We start from the raw sequence: 24,719 nt of genomic DNA on the forward strand, positions 1-24,719 counted from the left end.
GCAGACGCGACTCCGAAATAGGGTGGACGCACTGGTTGACACGGCAACGTCCAATTACGGAAGAATTGCTGAGTCGGACGTCCGATTCAATTGCGTCGTGGGAGCGGGAGGTAAGTGATGCCAGTCCTGTCGCTTCTGCAACCCCGCCAGAGAGAAAGACTGACGCCCGCCCAACGTGATGACGTAACTCGTGAGCAGATAGCCGTTACCTTCGGCGTGCTGCCATGGGCCGCTGCCGTCCACCTCGTCGTCACACTCGGGCTGACGTTGTATGTAATTCCCCCGGACGGCGGACCGCTGCCGCGTGTGTGGCCATTGCTGTCCGGCGTGATCGGGTTGGTGGGGATGTGCGTGGGTCTCGCCATTCATTTCAACCTGATCACACCCACGTACCGGATGTCCTACGCGTTTCTCATCGTCGAATTTGCTGTAGTCGGGATCCTGTATTCCTCGCTCGCCCTGGTCCTGTACCCGATCCTGGACGATTCCGGCGATCTGATCCTGATAGCGGTCACCACATCGATCACCGGTGCCGGAGCCGTGGCCACCGCGATGTTGCGAGTGGTGGGGGTCACCTGGGTCCTGTCCAATCTGATAATCCTCGGGGTGGCATTCTGGCTTCAGCCGGGACCCGAGTTCGAACGAATTCTCATTGGAATGATCGCCTATGGCGCGGCTCTGATCGGCGGCACGATAGTGGTCTCGGGCAACCTGGAATCTCGCTATCGAGCTGAATTGAGCGCCGCGTCGGAACGATCGGTCGTGCAGATGCTTCTCGAAGACTTCGAAGGCAACGCCGGGGACTTCGTGTGGGAGACGGACCAGAAAGGCAAGTTCAACCGAATCCCGACGCGGCTCGCGGTCGAAGCGGGGCTGGACTCCACCGAGTTGCAGGGAACGGCGTGGCAGGACCTGTTCATGGAGTTGGGCACCCTACGGATCCCCGGCGGGATCGATGCGCTCATGGAGTTGCAGCAGGCCCGCCACACGAAGACCGCATTCGTCGACGTGCTCGTTCCGGTCCGAGTTCACGGTGAAATTCGGTGGTGGCAGATCTCCGGACGCCCGCGCCCCGGCCGTACACCCGACGAGTTCGTCTGGCGAGGAGTCGGTTCCGACGTCACGGAAGTAAAACTGCAGAGTGACGAGATCGTGCGGATGGGTCGTGTGGACGCACTCACCGGTATGCCGAACCGGCACAGCTTCTGGACCGAGCTCGAGCGACTGCTGCGCGAGCCGTACACAAGCGAAAGTGGTCTCGCGTTGGCCATGCTCGACCTCGACAACTTCAAGTCGGTCAACGACACACTGGGACACACCGTTGGCGACGCGGTTCTGCGAGAGGTCGCGGATCGCCTGTCCGAAGCCGGCGGGGTGTCACAGTTGTTCGCACGTCTGGGGGGAGACGAGTTCGCGGTTCTTTTCACCGATGTGGGCGACAGCTCACAAGTTCGTACTCTGCTCGGCCGCTACATCGAAACTCTGCACGAGCCGATCACAGTGGCCGGTACGCGGTTGGAGATCGGATGCAGCATCGGGTACTACCTCCCCGACGAGCTGCCGTCCTCCGCCGACGAGATGATGGGCGCTGCGGACCTGGCTTTGTTCGCGGCAAAGGAATCCGGGCGCGGGGCCGTACGTGAATATCGAGACTCGATGAAGTCCGTGGCCGATCGGCGGGCCCGCCTGCTCGAAGATCTGGGAAACACTGTCGCGGAGAAGGACCTCGAACTCGAGCTGTTGCCCAGGATCGACGTGGTTTCCCGCGAGATCGTGGCCGTGGAAGTCCGCGTGATCTGGCACAACGCCCGCCTCGGTGCCGTTACGTCCGCCGAATTCATGAGCGTCGCAGACGACACCGGTTTGGCGTACTCACTGGGGACTACCGTCTTCGAGTTGGCCTGCGAGGCGGCGTCCCGCCTTCCTGATCACCTGCGGGTAGCCGTCGCGGTATCGACGCGTCAGCTCGAATCGGATTCCTTTGTCGTCGCGATAGGGGACTCGCTTCGACGATCAGGTGTCAGTGCACATCAGCTCGAGCTCCAACTCAACGAATCATCGGCGATCACCGACGAGTCCAAGTTTGCGTTGCACGCCATCGCGGACATGGGAATCGCGCTGACCGTGGACGAGTTCGGCGCCGGATTCTCCTCGCTCGCATCACTGTCCGGCCTTCCGTTCACCCGAGTCCGGATAGAACGCTCCATTTCGGGTGCAGTGCCTGGTGGACGGTCGATCCTCGAAGCTGTCGTGGATCTGGTCGACGCGTTGGGAATGGAGGTCGTCGTCTCGGGAGTCGACGGTGAGGAAGACTTGAAGTCCGTGGCCGCTGCAAGGGTGAGGACTGTTCAGGGATACATCGCCGGCGGAGCCATGTCGGTCGACGCGGTCGCAGCGGCGGTAGCAGGCCGACGTGGATGACCCGGCAGTACTCCGTAGGCGTCGCGTCGGGACGTCGGTGCGCAAACTCGGTCGCAGCGGCACGGAACAACACCTCTCGGATTACGATCGCCGTCGCCTACTCGATCAACGACTGCGGTTCACCGCGCGCGTACTGCCGTGGTCGTTTCTGACCGCGGCGGTTGCCTTGTCAGCGATCGTGGTGCTTCTGCCGGTGGATGCCGGATGGTTCACCTTCGCCTGGTCGAGCGTCATGCTGTTGTCGAGCGCTGGATTCAGTGTGTATTGGCTCCGGCGCTCGCGTCTCGGCGTCTCCGAGTCCCAGACCACCGAACTGGTGGTACTCACAGTCGAAATCATTGTCTGGGGAGTGCTCCTGGCGTGCTTGGCTCTCGTTCTCTTCCCGATGCTCGATCCTCGTGACGAGTTGGTACTGAGCTCGACCTTGATCGGTGGGATCGCGGTCGGCGTGTTTCCCACCATGATGTTTCGCGGAATCACTGTGGTCTGGATCAGCCTGGTGGGAGTCGGGTTGGCCGGGGCGTTCTGGACGGAACCGGGCACATCGCGTTTCGTGCTGATCGGGGTGCTGGTCGTCTTTGTAGGTTCGCTCTACAGCGGAACTTTGCTGTTGGCCAAACTTTTCGAGAGACGGCTACGCGCCGAACTCATAGCCGAGGACGAACGAGATCTCGTCGAGTTGTTGCTCAACGATCTCGAAGACGGAGCACAGGATTGGCTCTGGGAGACCGATTCGCGCGGTATCGCCAGTACCGTGTCGTATCGATTCGCCGAGCAGGTCGGTTTGCCGGCAGCACAGATTCGGGGCCGCACAATGCACGAGATCCTGATCGGGATCGGCGCGTCCCGAACAGATGTGGGCAGGAAGTCCCTTGATCTCCTCGCCGCGAATTTTCAAGCCGGGACGGCGTTTCGGGACCTCACCATGCAGGTCGTCGTTCGGGGCGATACTCGCTGGTGGTCGATGTCAGGTCACCCGGGCAGTGGCGATGGGGCGACCTACGGGTGGCGCGGTGTCGGATCCGATATCACGCACTCGTATCACCAGCGCCAGAACATCTTGCGATTGGCAGAGATCGATTCGTTGACCGGTCTCAGAAATCGGTACAGCTTCAACGCTCAACTGTCTTCGCGGATTCGGGACGGACACAGGGTGTGGCTGGCAATTCTGGATCTGGACAACTTCAAGTCGATCAACGACCGGTTGGGACACCACATCGGAGACGACGTGCTTCGCGATGTTGCCGGCAGACTGCACAGCGTTCTGCGATCGAACGAGATCTGTGGCCGACTGGGGGGTGACGAGTTCGCCATCGCCTTCGACGACGTAGCCTTCGACGACATCGGGAGTGCAGATGAGGTGGAGAAGAGATTCCAAACGATTCTCGACTCATTCGAACGACCATTTTCACTGGTCGGCAACCAGATTCGCATTCGTGCCAGTCTGGGGTACGGCTCGATGCCCGACGACGCCGACAGCCTCGAAGACCTGGTGATTGTCGCGGACCTCGCGCTTTACCACGCAAAGGAGAGCGGTCGGAACCAGATTCGCGCCTTCGATGCGACTTTGCGGGATCGTGCGACGGGTAGGGCCAGGGCATTGTTGGATCTTCGTCGTGCGTTGATCGACGAAGAGTTCGAGTTGGTTTATCAGCCACAGGTCTCGGCCGCGACGGGAGTTGTCGTCGGGTTCGAGGCTCTGCTGCGGTGGAACCATCCGACTTCAGGTCTCGTCTCGCCGGGAGACTTCATTTCGGTCGCCGAGGAAACCGGCTTGATCGTGCCGATCGGTGCAGGTGTTCTGAGGGCTGCCTGCACGGCGGCGACAACGTGGCCGGAGGACATTCGGGTTGCCGTCAACGTTTCTCAGGTGCAACTGCGTTCGAGTCGATACGTCGACTCGGTACGCCGGACACTGATCGAGGTGAACCTCCACCCCAGCCGACTCGAGATCGAGGTGACCGAATCGTTGGTCATCGACGACGCCGACCGAGATGTGTTGGTACAGCTCTCGGCGCTCGGCATCGCCATTGCGATGGACGACTTCGGCACAGGGTTCTCCTCGGTTGCCAGCTTGGCCCGGCTGCCGCTCGATCGGTTGAAGATCGATCGGGCGTTCGTCGCACCGCTGGACGCGGATCCCTCGAATTCGAGGTTCGCTGTCTTGCGAGCCGTCATCGCGATTGCCAAGTCTCTGGGGCTGGACACCGTCGCCGAGGGCGTGGAGACGGAGAGGCAGCGCGCGATAGTGACCGAGTGCGGATGTGACGTGATCCAGGGGTACCTCGAGGGAATGCCGATACGGGCAGCCGAGATTCCGCACTATTTGAATGGGCGACTCGGCGGTTCGAGCAGGTGGGGTGTCGCGGCTACCACTGAGTGAGAACTTTGCGCCCGTTTTGCCGATCGATGTGTGACGGTACGCCGAAGTGCTTCACATCGAACTGCAGAAGGGTGTCTTCGTGGTGGTCGGATCGGCGTACTCCCCAGGGCCGATGTTGGTGGGTAAGAAGGCAGTGGTCACAGGCGGTTCCCAGGGAATCGGCGCAGCGATTGTTCGAGCATTTGCATCGCATGGCGCGTCAGTTCTGGTTGTCGACGTGGCTCCTCTTGGCGACGTCGAATTCGACTCGGCTGCAGGTGGTTCGATCAACTATCTCGAGTACGACGTGCGGACGCGGGAAGTCCCCGTCGCGTTGACCGAGTTCGCCCCGGACGTCCTTGTGAACAACGTGGGTCATTTCCTGAACCCGCCGACAGAGTTCACCGGTACGGATCCCGGTTTCTGGTCCGAGGCCGGCAGCATCAATTTCGATCACGTCGTGCGTCTGACCCATGCACTGCTTCCCGGCTTGATCGACCGCGGTTTGGGTGGATCGATCGTGAACCTGACGACGGTGGAGGCGCATCGAGCGATCCCGGGCCACACGATGTACTCGGCATACAAGGCCGCGCTGACACAGTTCACCAGGAGCCTTGGTGTGGAGATCGGTCGAACCGGAGTGCGCGTCAACGCCATTGCCCCAGATCTGATCGAGTCGGTACAGGTGCCGTATCGCACGATCGTTCCTGCCGACGACTGGGACAAGTGGCCGGGGTGGGCACCGTTGGGCGGACCGGGCCAGCCGGTCGACATTGCCGGCCCCGCACTGTTCCTGGCTTCCGACCTGGCGAGATACATCACCGGAACCGTGATCCACGTCGACGGCGGCTCGCACGCTGCCGGAGGCTGGTTCCCCACAGAAGAGGGTGGCTGGACCAACCGGCCCCGAAAGGCTTGACACATGACAACTTTCAGTCTGAACGTTCCCAACTTCGGCACCACTCTCGCGGAGGACTCCTACGCGAAACTCGTGCAGGTCTGTCAGAGCGCGGAAGCTGCGGGCTTCGACCGGGTCCTCGTCACCGATCACGTGGTGATGGGCTCGGACAACTCGGCGTACACGTGGTCGGCGTTCCCCACCGAGCCCGACGCCAACTGGCTCGAGCCGCTGACCGTCCTGGCTTTTGTTGCCGGACAGACGAAGACAATTCGCTTGGGGACCGGAATCGTCATCGCGGCGCTGCGCGGGGGAGCGGTACTGGCCAAGACGGCCGCGACACTCGATCTGCTCTCCGGGGGCCGACTCGACCTGGGCGTCGGAACCGGTTGGCAGGAACGTGAATACGAGGCGGCAGGTATGGACTTCGGTAAAAGGGGACCACTGCTCGACGACGCTCTCGCAGTGTGCCGGGCCCTGTGGAGTTCGGCGCCGGCGAGCATCGACACCCCTCGTCTGAAGTTCGACGACGTGTACTGCGCGCCCCGTCCGGCCGCTGGAATCCCGATCTGGGTGTCCGGTTCGCTCTCCAAGGCCGTTGTACGACGCGTCGCAACCTGGGGTGACGGGTGGATTCCGATCATGGGTGCCGCGGACGACGACCTACGTGAAGGGATCGACGTCATCGGCAAAGCGATGGCGGATCTCGGACGCGATCCAGCGGAATTGCAGGTCCGTGGGCGACTGACCGTCGTACGCGGGTCCGACGGTTCGATCGACCTCCCGGCGACGATGATCGGCGCCGAGCAGCTGCTCGAATCCGGTGCCACCGATGTGCTGGTTGCGCTGGCGGCAGTAGATCCGGATCCGGATGCGGCGATGGCAGAGTTCGGCGAGCTGGTGGCGGCCTTCGCAAAGGTGACCCGCTGACGATTGCGTCGAGGCGGTAGTTCTATCGTGCGAAGTGTTGTAGTGCAGCCTGATCGAGGAGAGAACACATGACCGAGAGCATCGTCGTGGATACGAGCCTGGAAGCGTTGCTCGACGCCCGGATCAGCTGCCGCGCCTACGAGGACCGTCAGGTGCCACGTGAGGTGATCGAGGAGATCCTTCGGCTGGCGCAGAAGACGCCGTCGTGGTGCAACACGCAACCGTGGCAGGTCGCGATCACCGAAGGGGAGGGCACCGAGCGATTCCGCGCCGGCCTCGGTGAGTACGTGATGGCCAACGCCCAGGAGTCGGACTTCGAGTTCCCGCGCGCGTACCAGGGCATCTACAAGTCGCGTCGGTTCGACTGCGCGATGGCGCTGTATTCGAGCGTCGGAATCGAGCACGGTGACCGCGCCGGATCCGCGGCACAGACGATGAAGAATTTCGAGCTCTTCGGCGCTCCCCACGTCGCGATCATCACCACCGACGAGGCATTGGGCACCTACGGCGCAGTCGACTGCGGGTTGTACGTGAACAGCTTCCTGCTCGCGGCCCAGAGTCTGGGGGTCGCCACCATTCCGCAGGCGGCGCTCGCGGGCAGCTCCAAGTTCATTCACGAGCATTTCGGTATCGACGACACTCGCAAGGTTGTCTGCGCGATCTCGTTCGGATACCCCGACGCCGACCACCCGGTGAACGGATTCCGCACCGAACGCGAAATCGTCGACAACGTCGTGCAGTGGATGTCGAACTGACAGGGATGTCGAACTGACAGGGATGTCGAACTGATCACCTGCTGGTCGGGGGATTGAGTGTTGCGTAGTTCCACCTGAAAGACTGGTGGCATGTCCGACACACCCGAACTGTTCGATCGTCTGCGCCGATTCCCCGATGTCGAGGCACCCAATCTCTTTGCCGTCGATGCGGCTGATCGTCTGATCCTCGACGAGGCCGCCGACGCTCTGGCCGCAGCGCCGGCGGGCACCGTCGTCGTGATCGGCGATCACTACGGTGCGCTGACTGCCGGTGTTGCGCTCGTGCACGGAATCGCCGCCGTGCGCGTTCACCAGGATCCGCTCACCGGAGAGCTGGCCCTCGCGAACAATGCGCGCGAACTCGGATTCAGTGACGCCTTCACCTCGCACGGACTGGACGAGGAGTTGCTCAGCGGCGCCCGCGTCGTGCTCATGCAATTGCCGCGTAGCCTCGCCGAACTTGCCGAGATCGCCCAGCTGATCGCGCTTCACGCCGACCCGGCGGTTCGTGTCTTCGCCGGTGGGCGTGACAAGCACATCACCCCAGCGATGAACAAGGTTCTCGGCGAATCGTTTTCCGACGTCAGCGCCTCGCGTGGGCGTCAGAAGTCCCGCGTACTCAAGGCTTCGGAACCGAAGCCCGATGTTGCTATCACGTTCCCGGTGACCGAACGCCTCGACGAATTCGACCTCGACGTCGTTGCTCACGGCGCAGTGTTTGCCGGTGCGAGCCTGGACATCGGCACCCGGTTGCTCCTGGAGAACCTCGGAAAGATTGCGGTCGATCCGCTGAGCGACGTGATCGATCTGGGTTGTGGCAGCGGCATTCTCGCGGCGGCGATCGCGCGGAAGTTCCCGGACGTGCACGTGATCGCAACGGATCAGTCCTCGGCAGCCGTCGCTTCGGCTCTGGCGACCGCGTCCGCAAATGGCGTCGGCGATCGAGTGAGCGGCCTGCGCGACGACGCCGTGAGTTCGTTGCCCAGTGCGAGCGCGGATCTGGTTCTGTTGAACCCGCCGTTCCACGTCGGCGCGGCGGTCCACACCGGCGGAGCACTCAAGATGTTCGAAGCTGCCGGCCGTGTCCTGCGTCCCGGTGGCGAGTTGTGGACTGTTCACAACGCGCATCTGGGGTATCGCGAACCGTTGAAAGCCGCGGTGGGTCCGAGCGAGGCGATGGCGAAGAACGCGAAGTTCATCGTGATGAAGTCGGTCAAACCGTCCTAGTATCGAAAAGGGACGAGTGTCGAAGAGTGTTGATCTTCCGGAAATGCGCCGGGAACTACAACCGAAGCTTCGACGTTGTAAATTACGAGTGCTTTACTTTTAGTCAGGTACACGGACCGTGTCGGAAACTCGGATCCGTCCGGCGAACCCGCGACGCACCCGTCGTAGGCCACCACGATGAAGGGATGATCACGGTGCGCACCACCAGCAACCCGGTGTTCCGCAATCTGCCCAAGCAAGAGGGCAACGGATACGCCTCGTTCGGATCTGCGACGGCGGGCGCCTCGCAGGCAACCCAGCAGTTCGGTCAGCCGCAGTACGCTCCGGCCGAGCCGTACCAGACCGGTCCCACCTCGCGGGCCATGACGATCGACGACGTCGTCACCAAGACGGGCATCACGCTCGGTGTGCTGACGATCTCGGCACTGGTGTCGTACTTCCTGGTCAACAACAACGCCGACCTCGCAGCCCCGCTGGTCATCGGCGGCGGTCTCGTCGGCCTCGTTCTGGTTCTGGTCGCGACGTTCGGTCGCAAAATGGACAACCCGGCAATCGTGTTGGCGTACGCCGTCGCCGAGGGTCTGTTCCTCGGTGCGCTGTCGTTCATGTTCACTGATATTCAATTCGGTGGCGTCGGCGGATCCGCACTGATCGCGCAAGCAGTCCTCGGAACGTTCGGCGTGTTCTTCGGCATGCTGGTCGTCTACAAGACCGGTGCGATCCGGGTGACACCGCGTCTGACGCGAATGATCATCGGCGCATTGATCGGCGTTGTCGTTCTGGCCCTCGGTAACCTCGTCGCGAGCTTCTTCGTCGAGGGCGGACTGGGACTGCGTGACGGCGGAACGCTCGCCATCATCTTCAGCCTCGTCTGCATCGGCATCGCAGCCTTCAGCTTCCTGCTCGACTTCGACGCCGCTGATCAGCTGATCCGCGCACAGGCGCCCGAGAAGGCAGCCTGGGGCGTCGCATTCGGGCTCACCGTCACCTTGGTCTGGCTGTACGTCGAGATCCTGCGTCTGCTGAGCTACTTCAACAACGACTAGTTCTCGAGTCGATCCGTAACACGAAGAAGGGCCCCGCGCGGGGCCCTTCTTTTGTCGTCTGTGGGCGGTTACGGTGCTTGGATGCCTAGCAACTGCTTGGTTTGGAACGAAGGGGAGCGAATGTCGACAAACACCTCTGAACCCATCCTGGTCGCGGATGCCGGAGCAGTGCGAATGCTGACCTTCAATAATCCGAGTCGCCTGAACGCATTTGATGCAGCCGGTTTTCGAGCGTTCACCAAGGCGCTCGACGACGCGGCGTCGGACGATGCCGTGGCCGTGGTGATCGTCGAGGGCGCAGGCAAGGCATTTTCCAGTGGTGTCGACCTACGGGCACTGGCCGAACCAGACACGGACAATGCCGACTTCGGCCACGCATTCGCGCCGCTCATCGTTGCGCTGGTGGAGTTCCCGAAGCCTTTGATCGCCGCGGTGCACGGCGCCGCCGTCGGCATCGGGCTGACCATGCTGCTCTACTGCGACCTCGTCTACGTTGCCGAGGACGCACGCTTGCGGGCACCGTTCACCTCGCTGGGTACAGCTCCCGAAGCTGCCAGTAGTTGGTTGCTGCCCAAGGTGATCGGAACGCAGCGAGCCGCCGAGCTGATCCTGTCGGCCCGGTGGCTCAGCGGCGTCGAAGCGGCCGACTACGGACTGGCGCACGTGGCCGTACCGGCCGAAGAGGTTCACATCCGTGCTCGGGAGAGCGCCGAGCAGATTGCCGCCAACGTCGGACCGGCAGTCCTTGCCGCCAAACGACTGCTCCGTCACGGATGGGCGGACGAAGCTCGCGCTGCCGTGCAGCGTGAGGACGACGCTGCGCGAGAGTTGATTCGCGAGTTGGGGAGTTTTGCTCGGAAGTTCACGACTACCTGAAACACGACCACACGAAAGCGGCCGCCCGGCAGAAGCCGGGCGGCCGCTTTCGACGTGCTCAGGGGATCAGCTGAGGCGCTCGATCACCATTGCCATGCCCTGTCCGCCGCCGACACACATGGTCTCGACGCCGAAGGTCTTGTCCTGCTCCTGCAGGTTGTTGATCAGGGTGTTGGTGATACGGGCACCCGTCATACCGAAGGGGTGACCCAGCGCGATCGCGCCACCGGAGATGTTGAGCTTGTCCTCTTCGATGCCCAGTTCGCGAGCGGATCCGAGGACCTGCACGGCGAAAGCCTCGTTGATCTCGAACAGGTCGATGTCGGAGATCGACTTGCCGGCGATCTTCAGGGCGTTCTTGACAGCCTGGATCGGGCCGAGACCCATGATCTCGGGGGACAGGCCCGAGACGCCGGTGGAGACGATGCGAGCGAGCGGGGTCAGGCCGAGTGCCTTTGCCTTGGTGTCGGACATGATCACCAGTGCGGCTGCGCCGTCGTTGAGCGGGCAGGCATTGCCGGCGGTGACGGTGCCGTCGGGGCGGAAGACGGGCTTGAGGCCGCTGATGCCCTCGTAGGTGGTGCCGGCGCGGGGGCCGTCGTCCTTGGAGACGACGGTGCCGTCGGCGAGCGTGACGGGCGTGATCTCACGCTCGAAGAAGCCGCGAGCGATGGCTTCCTCGGCGCGGTTCTGGCTGCGAACTGCCCAGCGGTCCTGGTCTTCGCGGGTGATGCCGGTGGCCGAAGCGACGTTCTCGGCGGTCTGGCCCATGCCCAGGTACACGTCGGGGATCAGGCCCTCTTCGCGAGGATCGGTCCAGGCGACTCCACCTTCGGCGAGCTTGGCGCTACGGGCCTGCGCTGCGTCGAAGAGCGGGTTCTTGGTGTTGGGGAGGCCGTCGGCGTTGCCGGTGATGAAGCTGGAGACGGACTCGACGCCGGCGGAGATGAAGACGTCGCCCTCGCCTGCGCGGATGGCGTGCAGAGCCATGCGGGTGGTCTGCAGCGAGGAGGAACAGTAACGGTTGACCGTGACGCCGGGGAGGAAGTCGTAGCCGAGCTGGACGGCGACGACGCGGGCGATGTTGAAGCCCGACTGACCGGCGGGCTGGCCGCAACCGAGCATGAGGTCGTCGATCTCGGTGGGGTCGAGCTCGGGGATCTTTGCCAACGCGGCGGCAACCATCTGAGTTGCGAGGTCATCCGGGCGGATGTCCTTGAGCGAACCCTTCATTGCGCGGCCGATTGGCGACCGTACTGCTGAGACGATTACTGCCTCGGGCATGAAAACTCCTTTTGTGTACTGCTCGCGGGCGGCTTGAAACGCCGTCGAGCAGGGCAAGTTGAATGCAGCTTCGACTTACAATTTACGTTGCCGCTCCCAGATGGTGGTCACGCAGTCTCACTCAGTTGACGTCGGGGCGCTGACCTGCAGGTTTGGTGCGTCTCGCGAAGGCTTTCCACTGGGTTGCCGCCGCCGTCAGTCGGGCCGCGACGGTGCGGGCTTGCGCCGCCTCTGAAACGTGGGGGAGCTCGGGTAGCGGGCCACCCTGCCATTCACCCAGAGCCGACGCGAGAACCGGGACGATCTGCTTCGCCGCGAGTTCGTATCCGGCCGCGGACGGATGGAAACGGTCGGCCGAGAACATCGTGTCGGGCGAGGCCAGGAATTCCTTGGCCAGCAGGTCGGCCAGTGGAACGGGATGACCCCCGGCGTTTCTGGTCGCGGCCGCCTGGGCGAGTGCGAGGCGATGGCCCCATTCACGCACCACGGAGCGCAGAGGTTGCGGGATCGCCGTGACCACCCCCAGATCCGGGCAGGTGCCGACAACAACGACGGCGCCGCTCTCGCGTAAGCGTCGAACCGCGTCGCCGAGGCGTTTAGCCGACGCGTGAATCGCGTTCTTGGCGGTGACGTCGTTGGCGCCGATCAGGATCACCGCAGCGTCCGGGGGAGGACCGGCGACGAACATGGCGTCGACCTGCCCACTCAACCCGCGGGAGGTGGCGCCCCCGATGGCCTTGGTGCTCAAACGGATTCGCTTCCCGGTTTCACTCGCAAGCAGCTTCGCGACCTGAACACCCGGAACTTCCGAGGCCGTCAGCGCGCCCACGCCGGCCGCAGACGAATCGCCGAAGATCATCAAGTGGAGATCGAAGGGCACGGCCCGCCACCAGAGTTCCGGGTTGTCGGCGCCGGGCGCGTACACCCCGTCCGCCTCGGGTGGCTTGGCGATATTGCGACCGATCACCCCGCGGGCCGCCCCCGCCTGCGACATCAGATAGTTGTAGCCCAACCAGGAGAGCGTGCCTGCACTCGATCCGGCCACCACCGTGGCCACCGACGCTTTCAGTCCGGTTCGACTCACACTTGCCAATCTAGCCGGATTGCACCACCTTCGCCCGACGTCCGCGCGCACCGTTTTCTTTCATCTGGGAACATGGACGAATGCGCATCGCGGAACACGTCGTCGACCTCATCGGCAACACCCCACTCGTCAAGCTCACGTCCGTCACGGGCGAAAACTTCGGCACGGTGGCAGCCAAGGTCGAATACCTCAACCCTGGCGGTAGCTCCAAGGACCGCATCGCCGTCAAGATGATCGACGCAGCCGAGGCTTCGGGTGAACTGAAGCCGGGCGGCACCATCGTCGAGCCGACTTCGGGCAACACCGGAATCGGCTTGGCGCTCGTGGCGCAAAAGCGTGGATACAAGTGCGTTTTCGTTTGCCCAGACAAGGTCAGCGAAGACAAGCGCAACGTCCTGCGCGCCTACGGCGCCGAGGTGGTCGTGTGCCCCACGGCCGTCGCGCCGGACAACCCGAACAGCTACTACAGCGTCTCCGACCGTCTCACCCGTGAGATCCCCGGCGCCTGGAAGCCCAACCAGTACTCCAACCCGGGCGGACCGGAGAGCCACTACGAGACCACCGGCCCCGAGATCTGGGCCGACACCGACGGCAAGATCACGCACTTCGTCGCGGGCGTCGGCACCGGCGGCACCATCACCGGCACCGGCCGCTACCTCAAGGAAGTTTCGGGCGGCAAGGTCAAGGTCATCGGCGCAGACCCCGAGGGCTCCGTCTACTCCGGCGGCACCGGTCGTCCGTATCTGGTCGAAGGCGTCGGCGAAGACTTCTGGCCGTCGGCATACGACCCGTCCATCCCGGACGAGATCATCGCCGTCTCGGATGCCGATTCCTTCGAGATGACGCGTCGCCTCGCCCGCGAGGAGGGACTGCTGGTCGGCGGTTCCTGCGGTATGGCCGTCGTCGCTGCCCTCGAAGTAGCCAAGCGTGAGGGCCCCGACGCCCTGATCGTCGTCCTCCTCCCGGACGGTGGCCGCGGCTACCTGTCCAAGATCTTCAACGATCAGTGGATGGCGTCGTACGGATTCCTGCGCACCCCACTCGACGGCAAGACCAACGTCCCCACCGTCGGCGACGTTCTGCGTGGCAAGTCGGGCGAGCTGCCGGACCTCGTTCACACCCACCCGTCGGAGACCCTGCGCGACGCGATCGAGATCCTGCGCGAGTACGGCGTGTCCCAGATGCCCGTCGTCGGTGCGGAACCGCCGGTCATGGCAGGCGAGGTCGCCGGAAGTGTGTCCGAGCGAGATCTGCTGAGCGCGGTCTTCGAAGGCCGTGCGCACCTTGCGGATTCCGTCGAGAAGCACATGAGCAAGCCGTTCCCGCTCATCGGTTCCGGCGAGCCGGTCTCGGCTGCCACGAAGGCGCTCGGGGACACCGACGCACTCATGGTCGTCGACGACGGCAAGCCGGTCGGTGTCATCACGCGCCACGATCTCCTGGGTTTCCTGAGTTCGGATTCCTGAGTTCGGATTCCTGCGCCGGCACCGGCGCCATTAGGCTGGGGACCATGAGTGAGCAACGCAGCAAGGCCGACAACATCAGCTGGCAGGGTTTCTCCACGAAAGCGGTGCATGCGGGTTACGAACCCGATCCGCTGACCGGTGCGGTCAACGTGCCGATCTACGCGAGTTCCACCTTCGCCCAGGACGGCGTCGGTGGAATGCGCAGTGGCTTCGAGTACGCGCGAACGGGTAACCCCACCCGTCGCCCACTCGAGGCGAACCTCGCCGCGCTCGAATCCGGAACCTACGGCCGAGCGTTCAGTTCGGGAATGGCGGCCACCGACTGCCTGCTCCGTTCGGTACTTCGACCCGGCGATCACCTGGTCATCCCCGACGACGCGTACGGCGGAACCTTCCGTCTCATCGACAAGGTGTTCACGCAGTGGGGGATCGAGTACACCCCGGCTCCGGTGTCCGACGTCGATGCGGTGCGCGCGGCGATGAAGTCCAACACCAAGCTGGTCTGGGTCGAGACGCCCACGAACCCGCTGCTCAATATCGGTGACATCGAGCTCCTTGCCGAGGTCGCCCACGAGGGCAACGCAAAGATCGTGGTGGACAACACCTTCGCCTCGCCGTACCTGCAGCAGCCGCTGCAGCTCGGTGCCGACATCGCGCTGCACTCCACGACCAAGTACATCGGCGGACACTCCGACGTGGTCGGTGGCGCTCTCGTCTGCAACGACGAAGAACTGGACACCGCGTTTGCCTTCCTGCAGAACGGATCCGGCGGCGTTCCCGGCCCCTTCGACGCGTTCCTGACGTTGCGCGGAATCAAGACACTGGCGCTGCGCATGGAGCGTCACAGTGACAACGCGGAGAAGGTCGTCGAATTGCTCGACGGCCACCCCGCGGTTGCCAGCGTCATCTACCCCGGACTGGCTTCGCATCCGTCGCACAAGGTCGCGGCCAAGCAGATGCGACGCTTCGGCGGCATGATCTCCGTCCGTCTCAAGGGCGGCAAGGCGGCAGCTCTCGACCTGTGCTCGCGCACCGAGATCTTCACGCTGGCAGAATCTCTCGGCGGAGTCGAATCCCTCATCGAATTCCCCGGTGCGATGACCCACGCCTCGACGGCCGGTTCCGCTCTCGAGGTTCCCGACGATCTGGTTCGCCTGTCGGTCGGCATCGAAGACGCCTCCGATCTGGTCGGCGACATCGAGCAAGCGCTGTCCTGATCTTCGCTCTACAGTAATTCGACTTCGAATCTGCAGTGCGCCTTCACACCTCACGAGGGTGTGGAGGCGCACTTTCTGGAGGCATGCGTGAATCTCGAACAGATAAAGGCTGCACAGCAACTGCTCGCCCCGGTCATGCGACGCACCCCGGTCGTGGCCTCGCGAGTGTTGTCCGAAACCACCGGCTTCGCCGTGAGTTTGAAATGTGAAAATCTGCAGCGCACCGGCTCTTTCAAACCGCGCGGTGCGTACAACCGCATTGCCAATCTTTCCGCAGAGGAACGGGCAGCGGGCGTGGTGGCGGCCAGTGCCGGTAACCATGCGCAGGGAGTTGCCTGGTCTGCAACAGAATTGGGAATCAAGTCGACCGTCTTCATGCCGACGGGTGCGCCGCTGCCGAAGTTGGTGGCCACCAAGGCATATGGAGCTCAGGTCCACCTGCACGGTTCGACTGTCGACGAAGCGCTCGTGGCCGCTCGCGAATTCGCGGACCGAACCGGAGCAGTTCTGGTCCACCCGTTCGACCACGAGGACGTCGTGGCGGGGCAGGGGACTGTGGGGCTCGAAATCCTCGAGCAACTGCCTGAGGTCGGCACGATCCTCGTTCCCACCGGCGGTGGCGGTTTGATCGCGGGAGTGGCTGCAGCCGTCAAAGCTGTGCGCCCGCAGGTCCGCATCGTCGGAGTGCAGGCCGAGACCGCGGCTGCCTGGCCGGCGTCGTTGGCAGCCGGGAAGCCGACCGCCTTGGCGTCGATGTCCACGATGGCAGACGGTATCGCCGTTGGCTGCCCGGGCGAGGTTCCGTTCGCCGAAGTTGCCGCCCATGTCGACGCCGTGGTGACGGTCAGCGAGGAAGCGCTGTCCAAAGCGCTCCTGCTGTGCCTCGAACGCGCCAAGCTCATCGTCGAACCGGCCGGCGTCGCGGCCGTCGCGGCCTTGATGACCTGCACTCCGGAGGAGCTGGGACTGACAGGGCCGGTGTGCGCCGTGCTTTCCGGCGGCAACATCGATCCGCTACTTCTCACGCACGTCATCTCGCACGGTCTGCGAGCGGCCGGACGGTTCCTCGGCGTTCACATCACCATCGACGATCGGCCGGGCGCACTGGTCTCGTTGCTCGAAGTGGTTCGAGCGAACGGCGCCAGCGTGGTCGATGTCATCCATTCCCGTACCGGTGGCGAACTTGCACTCGACGAAGTGGAAGTCTTCCTCACCGTCGAGACGCGTGGTCCGGACAACAAGGCGGAACTTCTGACGGCCTTCGACCGCGCCGGTTACGCAGTACGACTGCAGAACTGAGGCGAGTTACTCGTCAGGCCAGCCGCCCAGAACCGTCACGCGGTACTCCTGGTCGACCAGCCTGGCGGGTACGTCGAGTTGATGTAGCCAGTCGATGGCCGAACCGCCCATGCCGACCGCAACCCGACTGAATGCGGCGGCCTGGGCGCAGGAGGATGCAATCACCGACACCGTGCGCCACATCGGCGTCGCCGTCGATTCGCGGTGCAGTGGCTTGACGGTGCTGGCCGTGGCGATCCCGCAGTCGGACGGAAGTGCTACCTGGCAGGTCGGGTCGCCGGGCAGGTCTTGCACCTGAATCTGCCAGCCGTCTTCCGGCGCCGGGCCGGCAACCGCGATGTCCCCGCCGAGGCCGACCAGCACGCCACACCCGAGAAGAGTCGCAGTGGACGCGGCACAGTGGTCCGCTGAACTGGCGCGGGCCGTCGCGGACAGATCGAGAACGACGTCGTCCGGGCTGTACACGCGGTTGTTCTCGACGCGAATCTTCCACCAGGAGTGAGGGTCTGCCGACCCGGCCGTCGGCGTGAGTTTGCCGTCGGTCAGTCGTGCGACAGCCAACGCGTCTTCGAGGAAGTGCGCGAACATCGGGGTCACGGCGACGCCGTCGACGTTGCTCGCGGCGCTGACATAGGTACGAATCTCGGAGTCGGCACGATCTCGATTGGTGGCGGCGTCGGCAGCGGTGAGGTACCCGCGAACCAGGCTGGCCGCGGAGGGAAGGACTTCAGGGTCGGTGACGACGACCCGGGCCTGAACCCCCCACGTGAGCCACTCGGAGGCCGAGCGCGGAGTACTCACGAACCGTTGGAGACGGCGTCCGGGGTTCCGAATCCGGCGACCACGACGGGCCGCTTCGCTACGGGATTCTTGGTGTGAGAAGCCGACGTGTCCGGTGCGAGTGCCGTGGCAGTGGGAGAAGAAACGAGTGAAAGTCCGCCGCTTGCGAGTGCTCCCGCCACAGCCGTGGCTGCGAGGGCGAGGCGAACGGGTCGATACACCGTAGTGCGTCCCCGGGCGGGTCGTGGCCGATCGTCGCTCATGGACTCAGCTTGCACGCCGAACCTGAGAAAAGCCTTGGCGTCTGTAGTCATTTGCGTAACGCCCGCCGAGATAAATGAGACATTGGTTACAGGAGTCGCGAGACTGAGCCGTGTCGAATGCATGTTCGAAAGAGTAGATGTTCGCACCGACAAGTTTCGGGTACGACCACGTACGTGGATTTTCAGAGGTTTATCGGAGGTTCGGATGGCAGTCGGTGTCCTGGCGATCGCTGTGTCGATCGGCACCGCACTGGGCGTGATGAGTGGAACTCTCGGAGCGCCCGCACAAGTCGAGAAGAACGAGTCTTCGAATGCTGCAGTCTCACTTGCAGCCTGGAACGGACCGGCACGAACTCAGGACACACCTGAGGGAATCGTGCCTTCCGTACCCTCCAACTTTCCGGGAGCGACATTGGCGCCCGTGGGAGCGGTGGCAGTGTTCGCGCCGTGGATCAAAAAGGCCGGTGCTCTGTGCTCGGAGATCACGCCCGCGGTGATCGCCTCGCTGTACTCGGTCGAGAACGGATTCAAGTACGGACCCGATACCGACATCTCACCGGAAGGTGGGCGCGGGCCTGGCCGCTTCACCACCGCAGCGTGGACGGCATACGGCAAGGACGGTGACGGCGACGGAAAGATGGACATCCTGGGCGTTGCCGATCCGGTGATGACAACCGGATACCGGTTGTGCGATCTCGTGAAGCAAGCGCAGTCCTGGCAGAAGTCCGGTGAGGTCGAGGGCGATACCGTCGACCTCGCGCTCGCTGCCTACGACGTCGGGCCGGACGCAGTTCGCGAAGCGGGCGGCGTTCCGGCAGACAAGTCGGGCGAGGTTCCTGCGGAGCAGGCGGTCGCCGCTCCGTTCGTCGCCCAGATCAAATCGTTGCAGGACTCGTTCGCCCTGATGCTTGCGCCCTTCGACTACAACAACCTCGCCGCAGCGGTGGGCGGCGTCGTCGAGGCCGGTCTGAAGTTTCTCGGATTGCCGTACGTGTGGGGTGGCGGAAACATCAACGGGCCGTCGATGGGCGGGTTCGACTGCTCGGGGCTGACGTCGTACGCGATCCACGCGGCCACCGGGGTGACTCTGCCCCGGACCTCGGAGACGCAGTGGGGTGTCGGCGTCGAGATCCCGCTGGATCAGGCGCAGCCCGGTGACCTGTTGTTCGGCAACTGGCAGGCAGGCGGCCCCGGCCACGTGGCGATCTACGTCGGCAACGGTCAGATGCTTCACGCACCCACGTTCGGCGACGTGGTGAAGGTCGGCCCGATCTTCGCCGGCATGAAGGCTCGCCGCGTGGTGTGAGTGGGCAGGAAACGGCGAGCGTCGACAGAGCAAGAAGCGCCACCCGACCGAGTCGGGTGGCGCTTCTTTTCAGAGCTGGTACAGCCGATCAGCTGTGGTAAGGCTCCGCGCTCAGCAGCGTGACCTTCATGGTGCTGCCGTTGGGCAGGTTGTACTCACGCGTGTCGCCGACCTTGGCTTCGAGCAGCGCGCCGCCCAGCGGTGAGTTCGGCGAGTAGACCTCGAGCTTGGCGTCACGTGCGCCTTCTTCGCGGGTAGCGATCAGGAACGTCTCGGTGTCACTCTCGTCGCCGTCGTAGTAGACCTTGACTACGGATCCGGGCAGTGCGACACCGGACTGAGTGGGGGCCTCGCCGACCTTTGCGCTGTTCAGCAGCTCCTGGAGCTGGCGAATGCGGGCTTCCTGCTGACCCTGCTCTTCGCGGGCAGCGTGGTAGCCGCCGTTCTCCTTCAGGTCGCCCTCTTCGCGACGCTCGTTGATCTCGGCGGCGATGACCGGGCGATTGGCGATGAGCTGGTCGAGTTCGTTCTTGAGCCTGTCATGTGATTCCTGGGTAAGCCAGGTCACCTGGGTCTCGGTCATCTCGATCACTCCCTAGTAGTCGGAGCCGGGGGCTCCCTCGACGATCGCTGCAACAGCAGCGAACAACGACACAGAAGCACCACCAGGGATGCAACCTTGCCGTCAAACCTTGCGTCAATGCAGCAATACACGGTTCCACCCGGAACCGTGTATCGGGCAATTCTATCACGCATGACTACCCGCCCTGTCCGGCGTCAAACGTCCGGCAGGGTGGGTGCGTTCCGAGGTCAGCTCTTGGTCAGGTACTCCGGAACGTCGAAGCTGCAGCCGTAGACGTCGGCCATGCCTGGCGGCTGGGACGTCTTGACCTCGGTGTTGAACTCGAGGGTCTGATGTTCCGACGACGGGACGTAGACCTCACGTCGACCGGTTTCGGAGCCGTCCTTCGAGCGTGCGCGCACGATGCACATCGCTTCACGCGACGAGTCGTCGCGTGTGACGGTGAAACGGATCTTCACCGTGGAGTCGTTGGCGATGTCGAACGAGATGGTCTCGGTCTCGATTTCCTTGACCGCAAATTTTCCGTACGCGTAGTACGCGATTCCGCCGCCTACGACGATGACGAGAGCGGTCAGAGCCCACACCATCCACTTGCGGGGACTGCCCGTGCGAGTTGTGCTCGGGTACCGATCTTGGGGAAGCGGTTTGCTCATCACTCTGCTCTCGAAGACTCGAGTTCGCGTGTCGTGCAGCAACTGACTGTGTCCCGCCGGATTACCGAAGGGGTCACGGCTGCGCCAGGAACTCTCGGGTGGAACTATAGAGGACGTATCCCGTCGCGCCGTCGGTAGGTTTGTCGGCAGTCGGTACGTTTGACGGCAACGGCCCGGAGTAATCCGAGCGGTGCACAGCGTGTGATTCGAAGACTGCCGGTGACGGCTACAGGTGAACTGCCGGTGACGGCTACAGGTGAACTGCCGGCAACGGCTACAGGTGAAGTTGAGGTGAACGAACACGTGAGCGGATTCCGGCTCATGGCCGTCCATGCCCATCCCGACGACGAGTCGAGCAAGGGTGCGGCCACCACCGCCCGTTATGCAGCCGAAGGCCACGAAGTGATGGTCCTGACGCTCACCGGGGGTGAGCGTGGCGACATTCTCAACCCGGCCATGGACGTTCCCGGTGTCCGCGATCGAATCAGCGAAGTTCGCCAGGAGGAGATGGCCGAGGCCGCTCGCATCCTGGGCGTGAAGCAGCGCTGGCTCGGTTTCGTCGATTCCGGGCTTCCCGAGGGCGACCCTCTTCCGCCGCTGCCCGAAGGGTGCTTCGCCCTCGTTCCGCTCGAAGAGTCGACGCGCGCTCTGGTCAAGGTGATTCGCGAGTTCCGTCCCCACGTCGTCACGACGTACGACGAGAACGGCGGATACCCGCACCCGGATCACATCCGGTGCCACGAGGTGACGATGGCAGCCTACGAAGCCGCCGCCGATCCCGAGTACTTCCCCGAGGACGGTCAGCCGTGGGAAATCAAGAAGGTCTACTACTCGCACGGATTCATCCGTAAGCGCCTCGAACTCTTCCAGGAGGAGTACGAGCGTCGCGGAGAGCCGTTCCCGATGGCGGACTGGCTCAAGAAGTGGAAGACCGAACGCGGCGACATGATGGTCCGGGTGACCACTCAGGTCACGTGCGGCGACTACTTTCCCCAGCGTGACGATGCTCTGCGCGCACACGCGACGCAGATCGATCCCAACGGTTCGTTCTTCGCTGTGCCGCTCGACATTCAGCAGAAGATCTGGCCCACCGAGGAATTCGAGCTCGCCAAGACGCGGGTCACCACGTCCATTCCGGAAACCGACCTGTTCGCAGGTCTCGAAGAGGACGCTCAGAAGTGAATGCTCTGTCCGCCGAGGTAGTTCTCGGCACCACACAATTTCTTGCTCAGACCCCGAGTAACCCATCCGGCCCGGAGTTCGGAAAGTCGTCTCCGGTCGGCCTGCTGGTGATTCTTGCGCTGCTCATCGGTGTGATCCTCCTGGTTCGGTCGATGAACCGCCAGCTCAAGAAGCTGCCGGAGACGTTCGAACCGGATCATCCCGAACTCGATCAGCAGGCAGACGAAGGCACCGACCGGGGAGCTATCACTGCTCCGAGCCCGGCGGAACCCAACGTCTCTACCGAGAAGAAGCCCAAGCAAGAATCCTGAGACGAACGAGGTAGCGGCGATGGACCCACGGATGCGGAACAACCTGGGTGGGTCCTCGAGCCCTTACCTGCGTCAGCACGCCGACAATCCGGTCCACTGGCAACAGTGGGGCGAAGAAGCGATGGAGTGGGCGCGCGAGCGCAACGTGCCGATTCTCCTCTCGATCGGATACTCGGCGTGCCACTGGTGCCACGTCATGGCGCACGAGTCGTTCGAGAACGACGAGATCGCGGCCGTCATGAACGCGAACTTCGTCTGTGTGAAGGTGGACCGAGAAGAACGTCCCGACATCGACGCCGTCTACATGAATGCGACGGTTGCGATGACCGGCCAGGGCGGCTGGCCCATGACCTGTTTCCTGACTCCCGACGGTTCACCGTTCTACTGCGGCACGTACTACCCGCCGACGCCTCGCGGCGGAATGCCTTCGTTCACACAGCTTCTCGAAGCGATAGTCGACACCTTCACGAATCGGCGCGACGAGGTCGACAACGCGGCGCAGTCGATCGTCACGGAACTTCAGCGCGCGTCGGGCGGGATTCCGTACGGCGGAGCACCCATCGACGCCGAGCTGCTGAACGCGGCGGGTCGGTCGATCCTCGGCGACGAGGACGTCCCGCGCGGAGGATTCGGTGGGGCACCGAAGTTTCCACCGTCGGCACTACTGGAGGGGCTGCTCCGACAGTACGAGCGAACGGGTTCGGGCGAGATCCTCGGCGGCATCGAGCGCACCGCCGAAGCAATGGCACGTGGCGGGATCTACGACCAGTTGGGTGGCGGTTTCTCGCGGTACTCGGTCGATGCCGAGTGGGTGGTTCCGCACTTCGAGAAGATGCTCTACGACAATGCGCTGCTCCTGCGGTTCTACGCGCACTGGGCGCGGCGCACCGGATCGGACCTCGCCACTCGCGTCACCGAGGAGACCGCAAGGTTCCTGCTCTCCGATCTGCTGACCGAGAACGGTTGCTTCGCTTCGGCTCTCGATGCCGACACCGACGGCGTCGAAGGCCTCACGTACGTATGGACGCCGACGCAGCTGGTCGAGATTCTCGGCGCGGAGGACGGGCAGTGGGCGTCGGAGTTGTTCCGGGTCACCGATACCGGAACCTTCGAAGAGGGTGCGTCGGTACTGCAGTTGCTCCGTGACCCCGACGACTGGTCGCGCTGGCAGACGGTCTCCGACGCTCTCCGTGCCGCCCGGGCTCAGCGTCCACAGCCTGGCCGCGACGACAAGGTGGTGACGGCCTGGAACGGGCTGACCGTCACGGCCTTGACGGAAGCCGGACTTGCCCTGGACCGACCCGACTGGATCACCGCGGCGGCCGAGTGCGCAGGCGCTCTTCTCGACCTTCACCTGGTGGACGGTCACTTGCGTCGCGCTTCCCTCGGCGGGGCTGTCGGCGTCCCGACGGGCGTGCTCGAGGATTACGCAATGTTGGCCACCGGACTCCTGGCTCTATACCAGGCAACGGGATTGGCGCGGTGGCTCGATGCGGCGCAGCAGTTGCTCGACGTCACTGTCGACCACTTCGCTGATCCGGCCGAGCCGGGAAGCTGGTTCGACACGGCCGATTTCGCGGAGTCGCTCGTGACTCGGCCCCGAGACCCGTTGGACGGCGCGACGCCGTCCGGTGCGTCGAGCGTCGCGGAGGCTCTGTTGACCGCAGCGGCGTTGACCGATGCCGAGCGCTCTTCTCGTTACGCCCAGGCCGCGGCGGACGCGCTGGCGAGGGCCACGCTGCCGCTCGAGCGTGCGCCTCGGTCGGCGGGGCACTGGCTCGCGGTGGCGGAAGCGTCGTTGCGTGGTCCGATACAGGTGGCCGTCGTCGGGGAAGGTTCGCTGTTGGCCGATGCCCGCCGGCTTGCGCCGGGTGGTGCAGTGGTTGTCGGGGGTGCCCCGGATTCTTCACCGCTGCTTGCAGATCGACCCCTCGTCGACGGTGGTGAAGCCGCGTACATCTGTCGGGGATTCGTGTGTGATCGGCCGGTGACGACGGTGGTGGAACTGGCGAGTCAGTTGAACACGACGAGCCATACCGCGATGTAGTGGCAGATCGCTGCGACGACCGTCGCGGCGTGGAAGAACTCGTGATGCCCGAACGTCGTGGGCCACGGGTTTGGCCATTTCGTCGCGTACAGAATTGCGCCGACGCTGTAGAAGATTCCGCCGACGAGCAGCAGCACCATAGGCGCCACACCGACCTGGTGCGTCAGTTCACCGACCACGGGAACGATCGCCCAACCGAGGAGCAGGTAGAGCGGGACTCCCACCCATTTCGGGGCGGTGGGCCAGAGCATCTTGAGTGCGACGCCGGCGAGCGCGCCTGCCCACACGATCGCGAGGATGATCTTGCCGGTGTGAGTCGGGAGGCCGAGCATGGCGAACGGTGTGTAGCTGCCGGCGATGAAGAGAAAGATCATCGAATGGTCCGCACGCTTCATCCACGTACGGCCCTTGACCGTCTGCCACTGGATGCGGTGATACGTCGCACTGATGCCGAAGAGGCCGCAGATCGTGACGCTGTAGATCGCGGTTGCCCAAGCCGCTTTTGCGCCGACCTGAGCGCCGGCTACGGAGACGAGAACGATGCCTGCGACGACGGAGACACCGAGCGCCCACAGATGGATCCAACCGCGCATGCGTGGTTTGACCGGAAGCTCGTCGAGCCCGAATGCCGTCATGTGCAACCCCTCTCGTTCCGTACTGTTGCGAACTGCGTAACCTACGGTACCGTAGGTTACGCATCAGTAGCATAACCTACCTGCGGGTTTTCGA

At 63.7% G+C, this 24,719-nt stretch carries 22 protein-coding genes; 15 read left to right on the forward strand and 7 right to left on the reverse strand.

Going from position 1 to position 24,719, the window contains the following annotated elements; genetic code table 11:
- Positions 1–117 precede the first annotated feature (117 nt).
- The 8 genes from V3587_RS05725 (at position 118) to V3587_RS05760 (ending at position 10,515) form a co-directional block, all read left to right on the forward strand.
- Positions 118–2,421, forward strand: coding sequence for a putative bifunctional diguanylate cyclase/phosphodiesterase (locus tag V3587_RS05725; RefSeq protein ID WP_225320105.1), 2,304 nt, complete (start codon positions 118–120; stop codon positions 2,419–2,421).
- Complete coding sequence (locus tag V3587_RS05730; RefSeq protein WP_283376196.1) at positions 2,414–4,804, forward strand: putative bifunctional diguanylate cyclase/phosphodiesterase; 2,391 nt, start codon at positions 2,414–2,416, stop codon at positions 4,802–4,804. Before V3587_RS05725 ends, V3587_RS05730 begins: the two co-directional genes overlap by 8 nt.
- 46 nt (positions 4,805–4,850) lie before the next feature.
- Positions 4,851–5,702, forward strand: a complete 852-nt coding sequence (locus V3587_RS05735; protein WP_007728815.1) for an SDR family NAD(P)-dependent oxidoreductase — start codon at positions 4,851–4,853, stop codon at positions 5,700–5,702.
- 3 nt (positions 5,703–5,705) lie between these two features.
- The gene (locus V3587_RS05740; RefSeq protein ID WP_042448880.1) at positions 5,706–6,611 is read left to right on the forward strand and encodes a TIGR03619 family F420-dependent LLM class oxidoreductase; all 906 of its coding nucleotides are present in this window, start codon (positions 5,706–5,708) and stop codon (positions 6,609–6,611) included.
- 68 nt (positions 6,612–6,679) lie between these two features.
- The gene (locus V3587_RS05745) at positions 6,680–7,366 is read left to right on the forward strand and encodes a nitroreductase (protein WP_042920892.1); all 687 of its coding nucleotides are present in this window, start codon (positions 6,680–6,682) and stop codon (positions 7,364–7,366) included.
- 90 nt (positions 7,367–7,456) lie between these two features.
- Positions 7,457–8,593 carry a class I SAM-dependent methyltransferase gene (locus V3587_RS05750; RefSeq protein ID WP_007728811.1) on the forward strand — a complete coding sequence of 379 codons (1,137 nt, stop codon included), beginning with the start codon at positions 7,457–7,459 and terminating at the stop codon, positions 8,591–8,593.
- Between the two features lie 194 nt (positions 8,594–8,787).
- Positions 8,788–9,639, forward strand: coding sequence for a Bax inhibitor-1/YccA family protein (locus V3587_RS05755; RefSeq protein ID WP_283376197.1), 852 nt, complete (start codon positions 8,788–8,790; stop codon positions 9,637–9,639).
- Positions 9,640–9,759: 120 nt separating this feature from the next.
- Positions 9,760–10,515 carry an enoyl-CoA hydratase/isomerase family protein gene (locus V3587_RS05760; RefSeq protein WP_283376198.1) on the forward strand — a complete coding sequence of 252 codons (756 nt, stop codon included), beginning with the start codon at positions 9,760–9,762 and terminating at the stop codon, positions 10,513–10,515.
- A 66-nt stretch (positions 10,516–10,581) separates the two neighbouring features.
- Here V3587_RS05760 and V3587_RS05765 read toward each other — a convergent pair whose 3' ends face one another.
- A complete protein-coding gene (locus V3587_RS05765) occupies positions 10,582–11,799 on the reverse strand; it encodes an acetyl-CoA C-acetyltransferase (RefSeq protein ID WP_019744600.1) in 1,218 nt (405 codons plus the stop codon).
- Positions 11,800–11,920: 121 nt separating this feature from the next.
- Positions 11,921–12,892 carry an SGNH/GDSL hydrolase family protein gene (locus V3587_RS05770; protein WP_042448870.1) on the reverse strand — a complete coding sequence of 324 codons (972 nt, stop codon included), beginning with the start codon at positions 12,890–12,892 and terminating at the stop codon, positions 11,921–11,923.
- 71 nt (positions 12,893–12,963) lie between these two features.
- Between V3587_RS05770 and V3587_RS05775 the strand changes: the two genes are divergently transcribed.
- The 3 genes from V3587_RS05775 (at position 12,964) to ilvA (ending at position 16,865) form a co-directional block, all read left to right on the forward strand.
- On the forward strand, positions 12,964–14,349 hold the full coding sequence (locus V3587_RS05775; RefSeq protein WP_003943292.1) for a cystathionine beta-synthase: 1,386 nt from the start codon (positions 12,964–12,966) through the stop codon (positions 14,347–14,349).
- A gap of 44 nt (positions 14,350–14,393) precedes the next feature.
- The gene (locus tag V3587_RS05780) at positions 14,394–15,566 is read left to right on the forward strand and encodes a cystathionine gamma-synthase (RefSeq protein WP_007728802.1); all 1,173 of its coding nucleotides are present in this window, start codon (positions 14,394–14,396) and stop codon (positions 15,564–15,566) included.
- A gap of 135 nt (positions 15,567–15,701) precedes the next feature.
- Positions 15,702–16,865: a threonine ammonia-lyase gene (ilvA, locus tag V3587_RS05785; protein WP_223304414.1), complete on the forward strand. Its 1,164-nt coding sequence runs from the start codon at positions 15,702–15,704 to the stop codon at positions 16,863–16,865.
- A gap of 6 nt (positions 16,866–16,871) precedes the next feature.
- Here ilvA and V3587_RS05790 read toward each other — a convergent pair whose 3' ends face one another.
- A complete protein-coding gene (locus V3587_RS05790; RefSeq protein ID WP_003943281.1) occupies positions 16,872–17,666 on the reverse strand; it encodes an FAD:protein FMN transferase in 795 nt (264 codons plus the stop codon).
- Positions 17,663–17,908: a hypothetical protein gene (locus V3587_RS05795; RefSeq protein ID WP_153211881.1), complete on the reverse strand. Its 246-nt coding sequence runs from the start codon at positions 17,906–17,908 to the stop codon at positions 17,663–17,665. The genes V3587_RS05790 and V3587_RS05795 overlap by 4 nt, the downstream gene beginning before the upstream one ends.
- Positions 17,909–18,113: 205 nt before the next feature.
- On the opposite strand from V3587_RS05795, the gene V3587_RS05800 reads away from it, so the two are divergent.
- Positions 18,114–19,214: a C40 family peptidase gene (locus V3587_RS05800; RefSeq protein WP_003943296.1), complete on the forward strand. Its 1,101-nt coding sequence runs from the start codon at positions 18,114–18,116 to the stop codon at positions 19,212–19,214.
- 88 nt (positions 19,215–19,302) lie between these two features.
- Here V3587_RS05800 and greA read toward each other — a convergent pair whose 3' ends face one another.
- Positions 19,303–19,797, reverse strand: coding sequence for a transcription elongation factor GreA (gene greA / locus V3587_RS05805; protein WP_007726385.1), 495 nt, complete (start codon positions 19,795–19,797; stop codon positions 19,303–19,305).
- A 227-nt stretch (positions 19,798–20,024) separates the two neighbouring features.
- On the reverse strand, positions 20,025–20,450 hold the full coding sequence (locus V3587_RS05810; RefSeq protein ID WP_007726384.1) for a DUF4307 domain-containing protein: 426 nt from the start codon (positions 20,448–20,450) through the stop codon (positions 20,025–20,027).
- Positions 20,451–20,753: 303 nt separating this feature from the next.
- On the opposite strand from V3587_RS05810, the gene mca reads away from it, so the two are divergent.
- The 3 genes from mca to V3587_RS05825 are packed head-to-tail and all read left to right on the forward strand — an operon-like array spanning position 20,754 to position 23,990.
- Positions 20,754–21,632: a mycothiol conjugate amidase Mca gene (gene mca, locus V3587_RS05815; RefSeq protein ID WP_007726383.1), complete on the forward strand. Its 879-nt coding sequence runs from the start codon at positions 20,754–20,756 to the stop codon at positions 21,630–21,632.
- Positions 21,629–21,943, forward strand: coding sequence for a hypothetical protein (locus tag V3587_RS05820; protein ID WP_007726381.1), 315 nt, complete (start codon positions 21,629–21,631; stop codon positions 21,941–21,943). The genes mca and V3587_RS05820 overlap by 4 nt, the downstream gene beginning before the upstream one ends.
- A 19-nt stretch (positions 21,944–21,962) precedes the next feature.
- Positions 21,963–23,990, forward strand: coding sequence for a thioredoxin domain-containing protein (locus V3587_RS05825; protein WP_283376199.1), 2,028 nt, complete (start codon positions 21,963–21,965; stop codon positions 23,988–23,990).
- On the opposite strand, the gene trhA is transcribed toward V3587_RS05825, so the two are convergent.
- A complete protein-coding gene (trhA, locus tag V3587_RS05830) occupies positions 23,957–24,625 on the reverse strand; it encodes a PAQR family membrane homeostasis protein TrhA (RefSeq protein WP_003945269.1) in 669 nt (222 codons plus the stop codon). The genes V3587_RS05825 and trhA overlap by 34 nt on opposite strands.
- Between the last annotated feature and the right edge of the window lie 94 nt (positions 24,626–24,719).

Origin of the sequence: Rhodococcus sp. IEGM 1306 (assembly GCF_036541985.1) — a bacterium.
GTDB classification, from domain to species: domain Bacteria; phylum Actinomycetota; class Actinomycetes; order Mycobacteriales; family Mycobacteriaceae; genus Rhodococcus_F; species Rhodococcus_F qingshengii.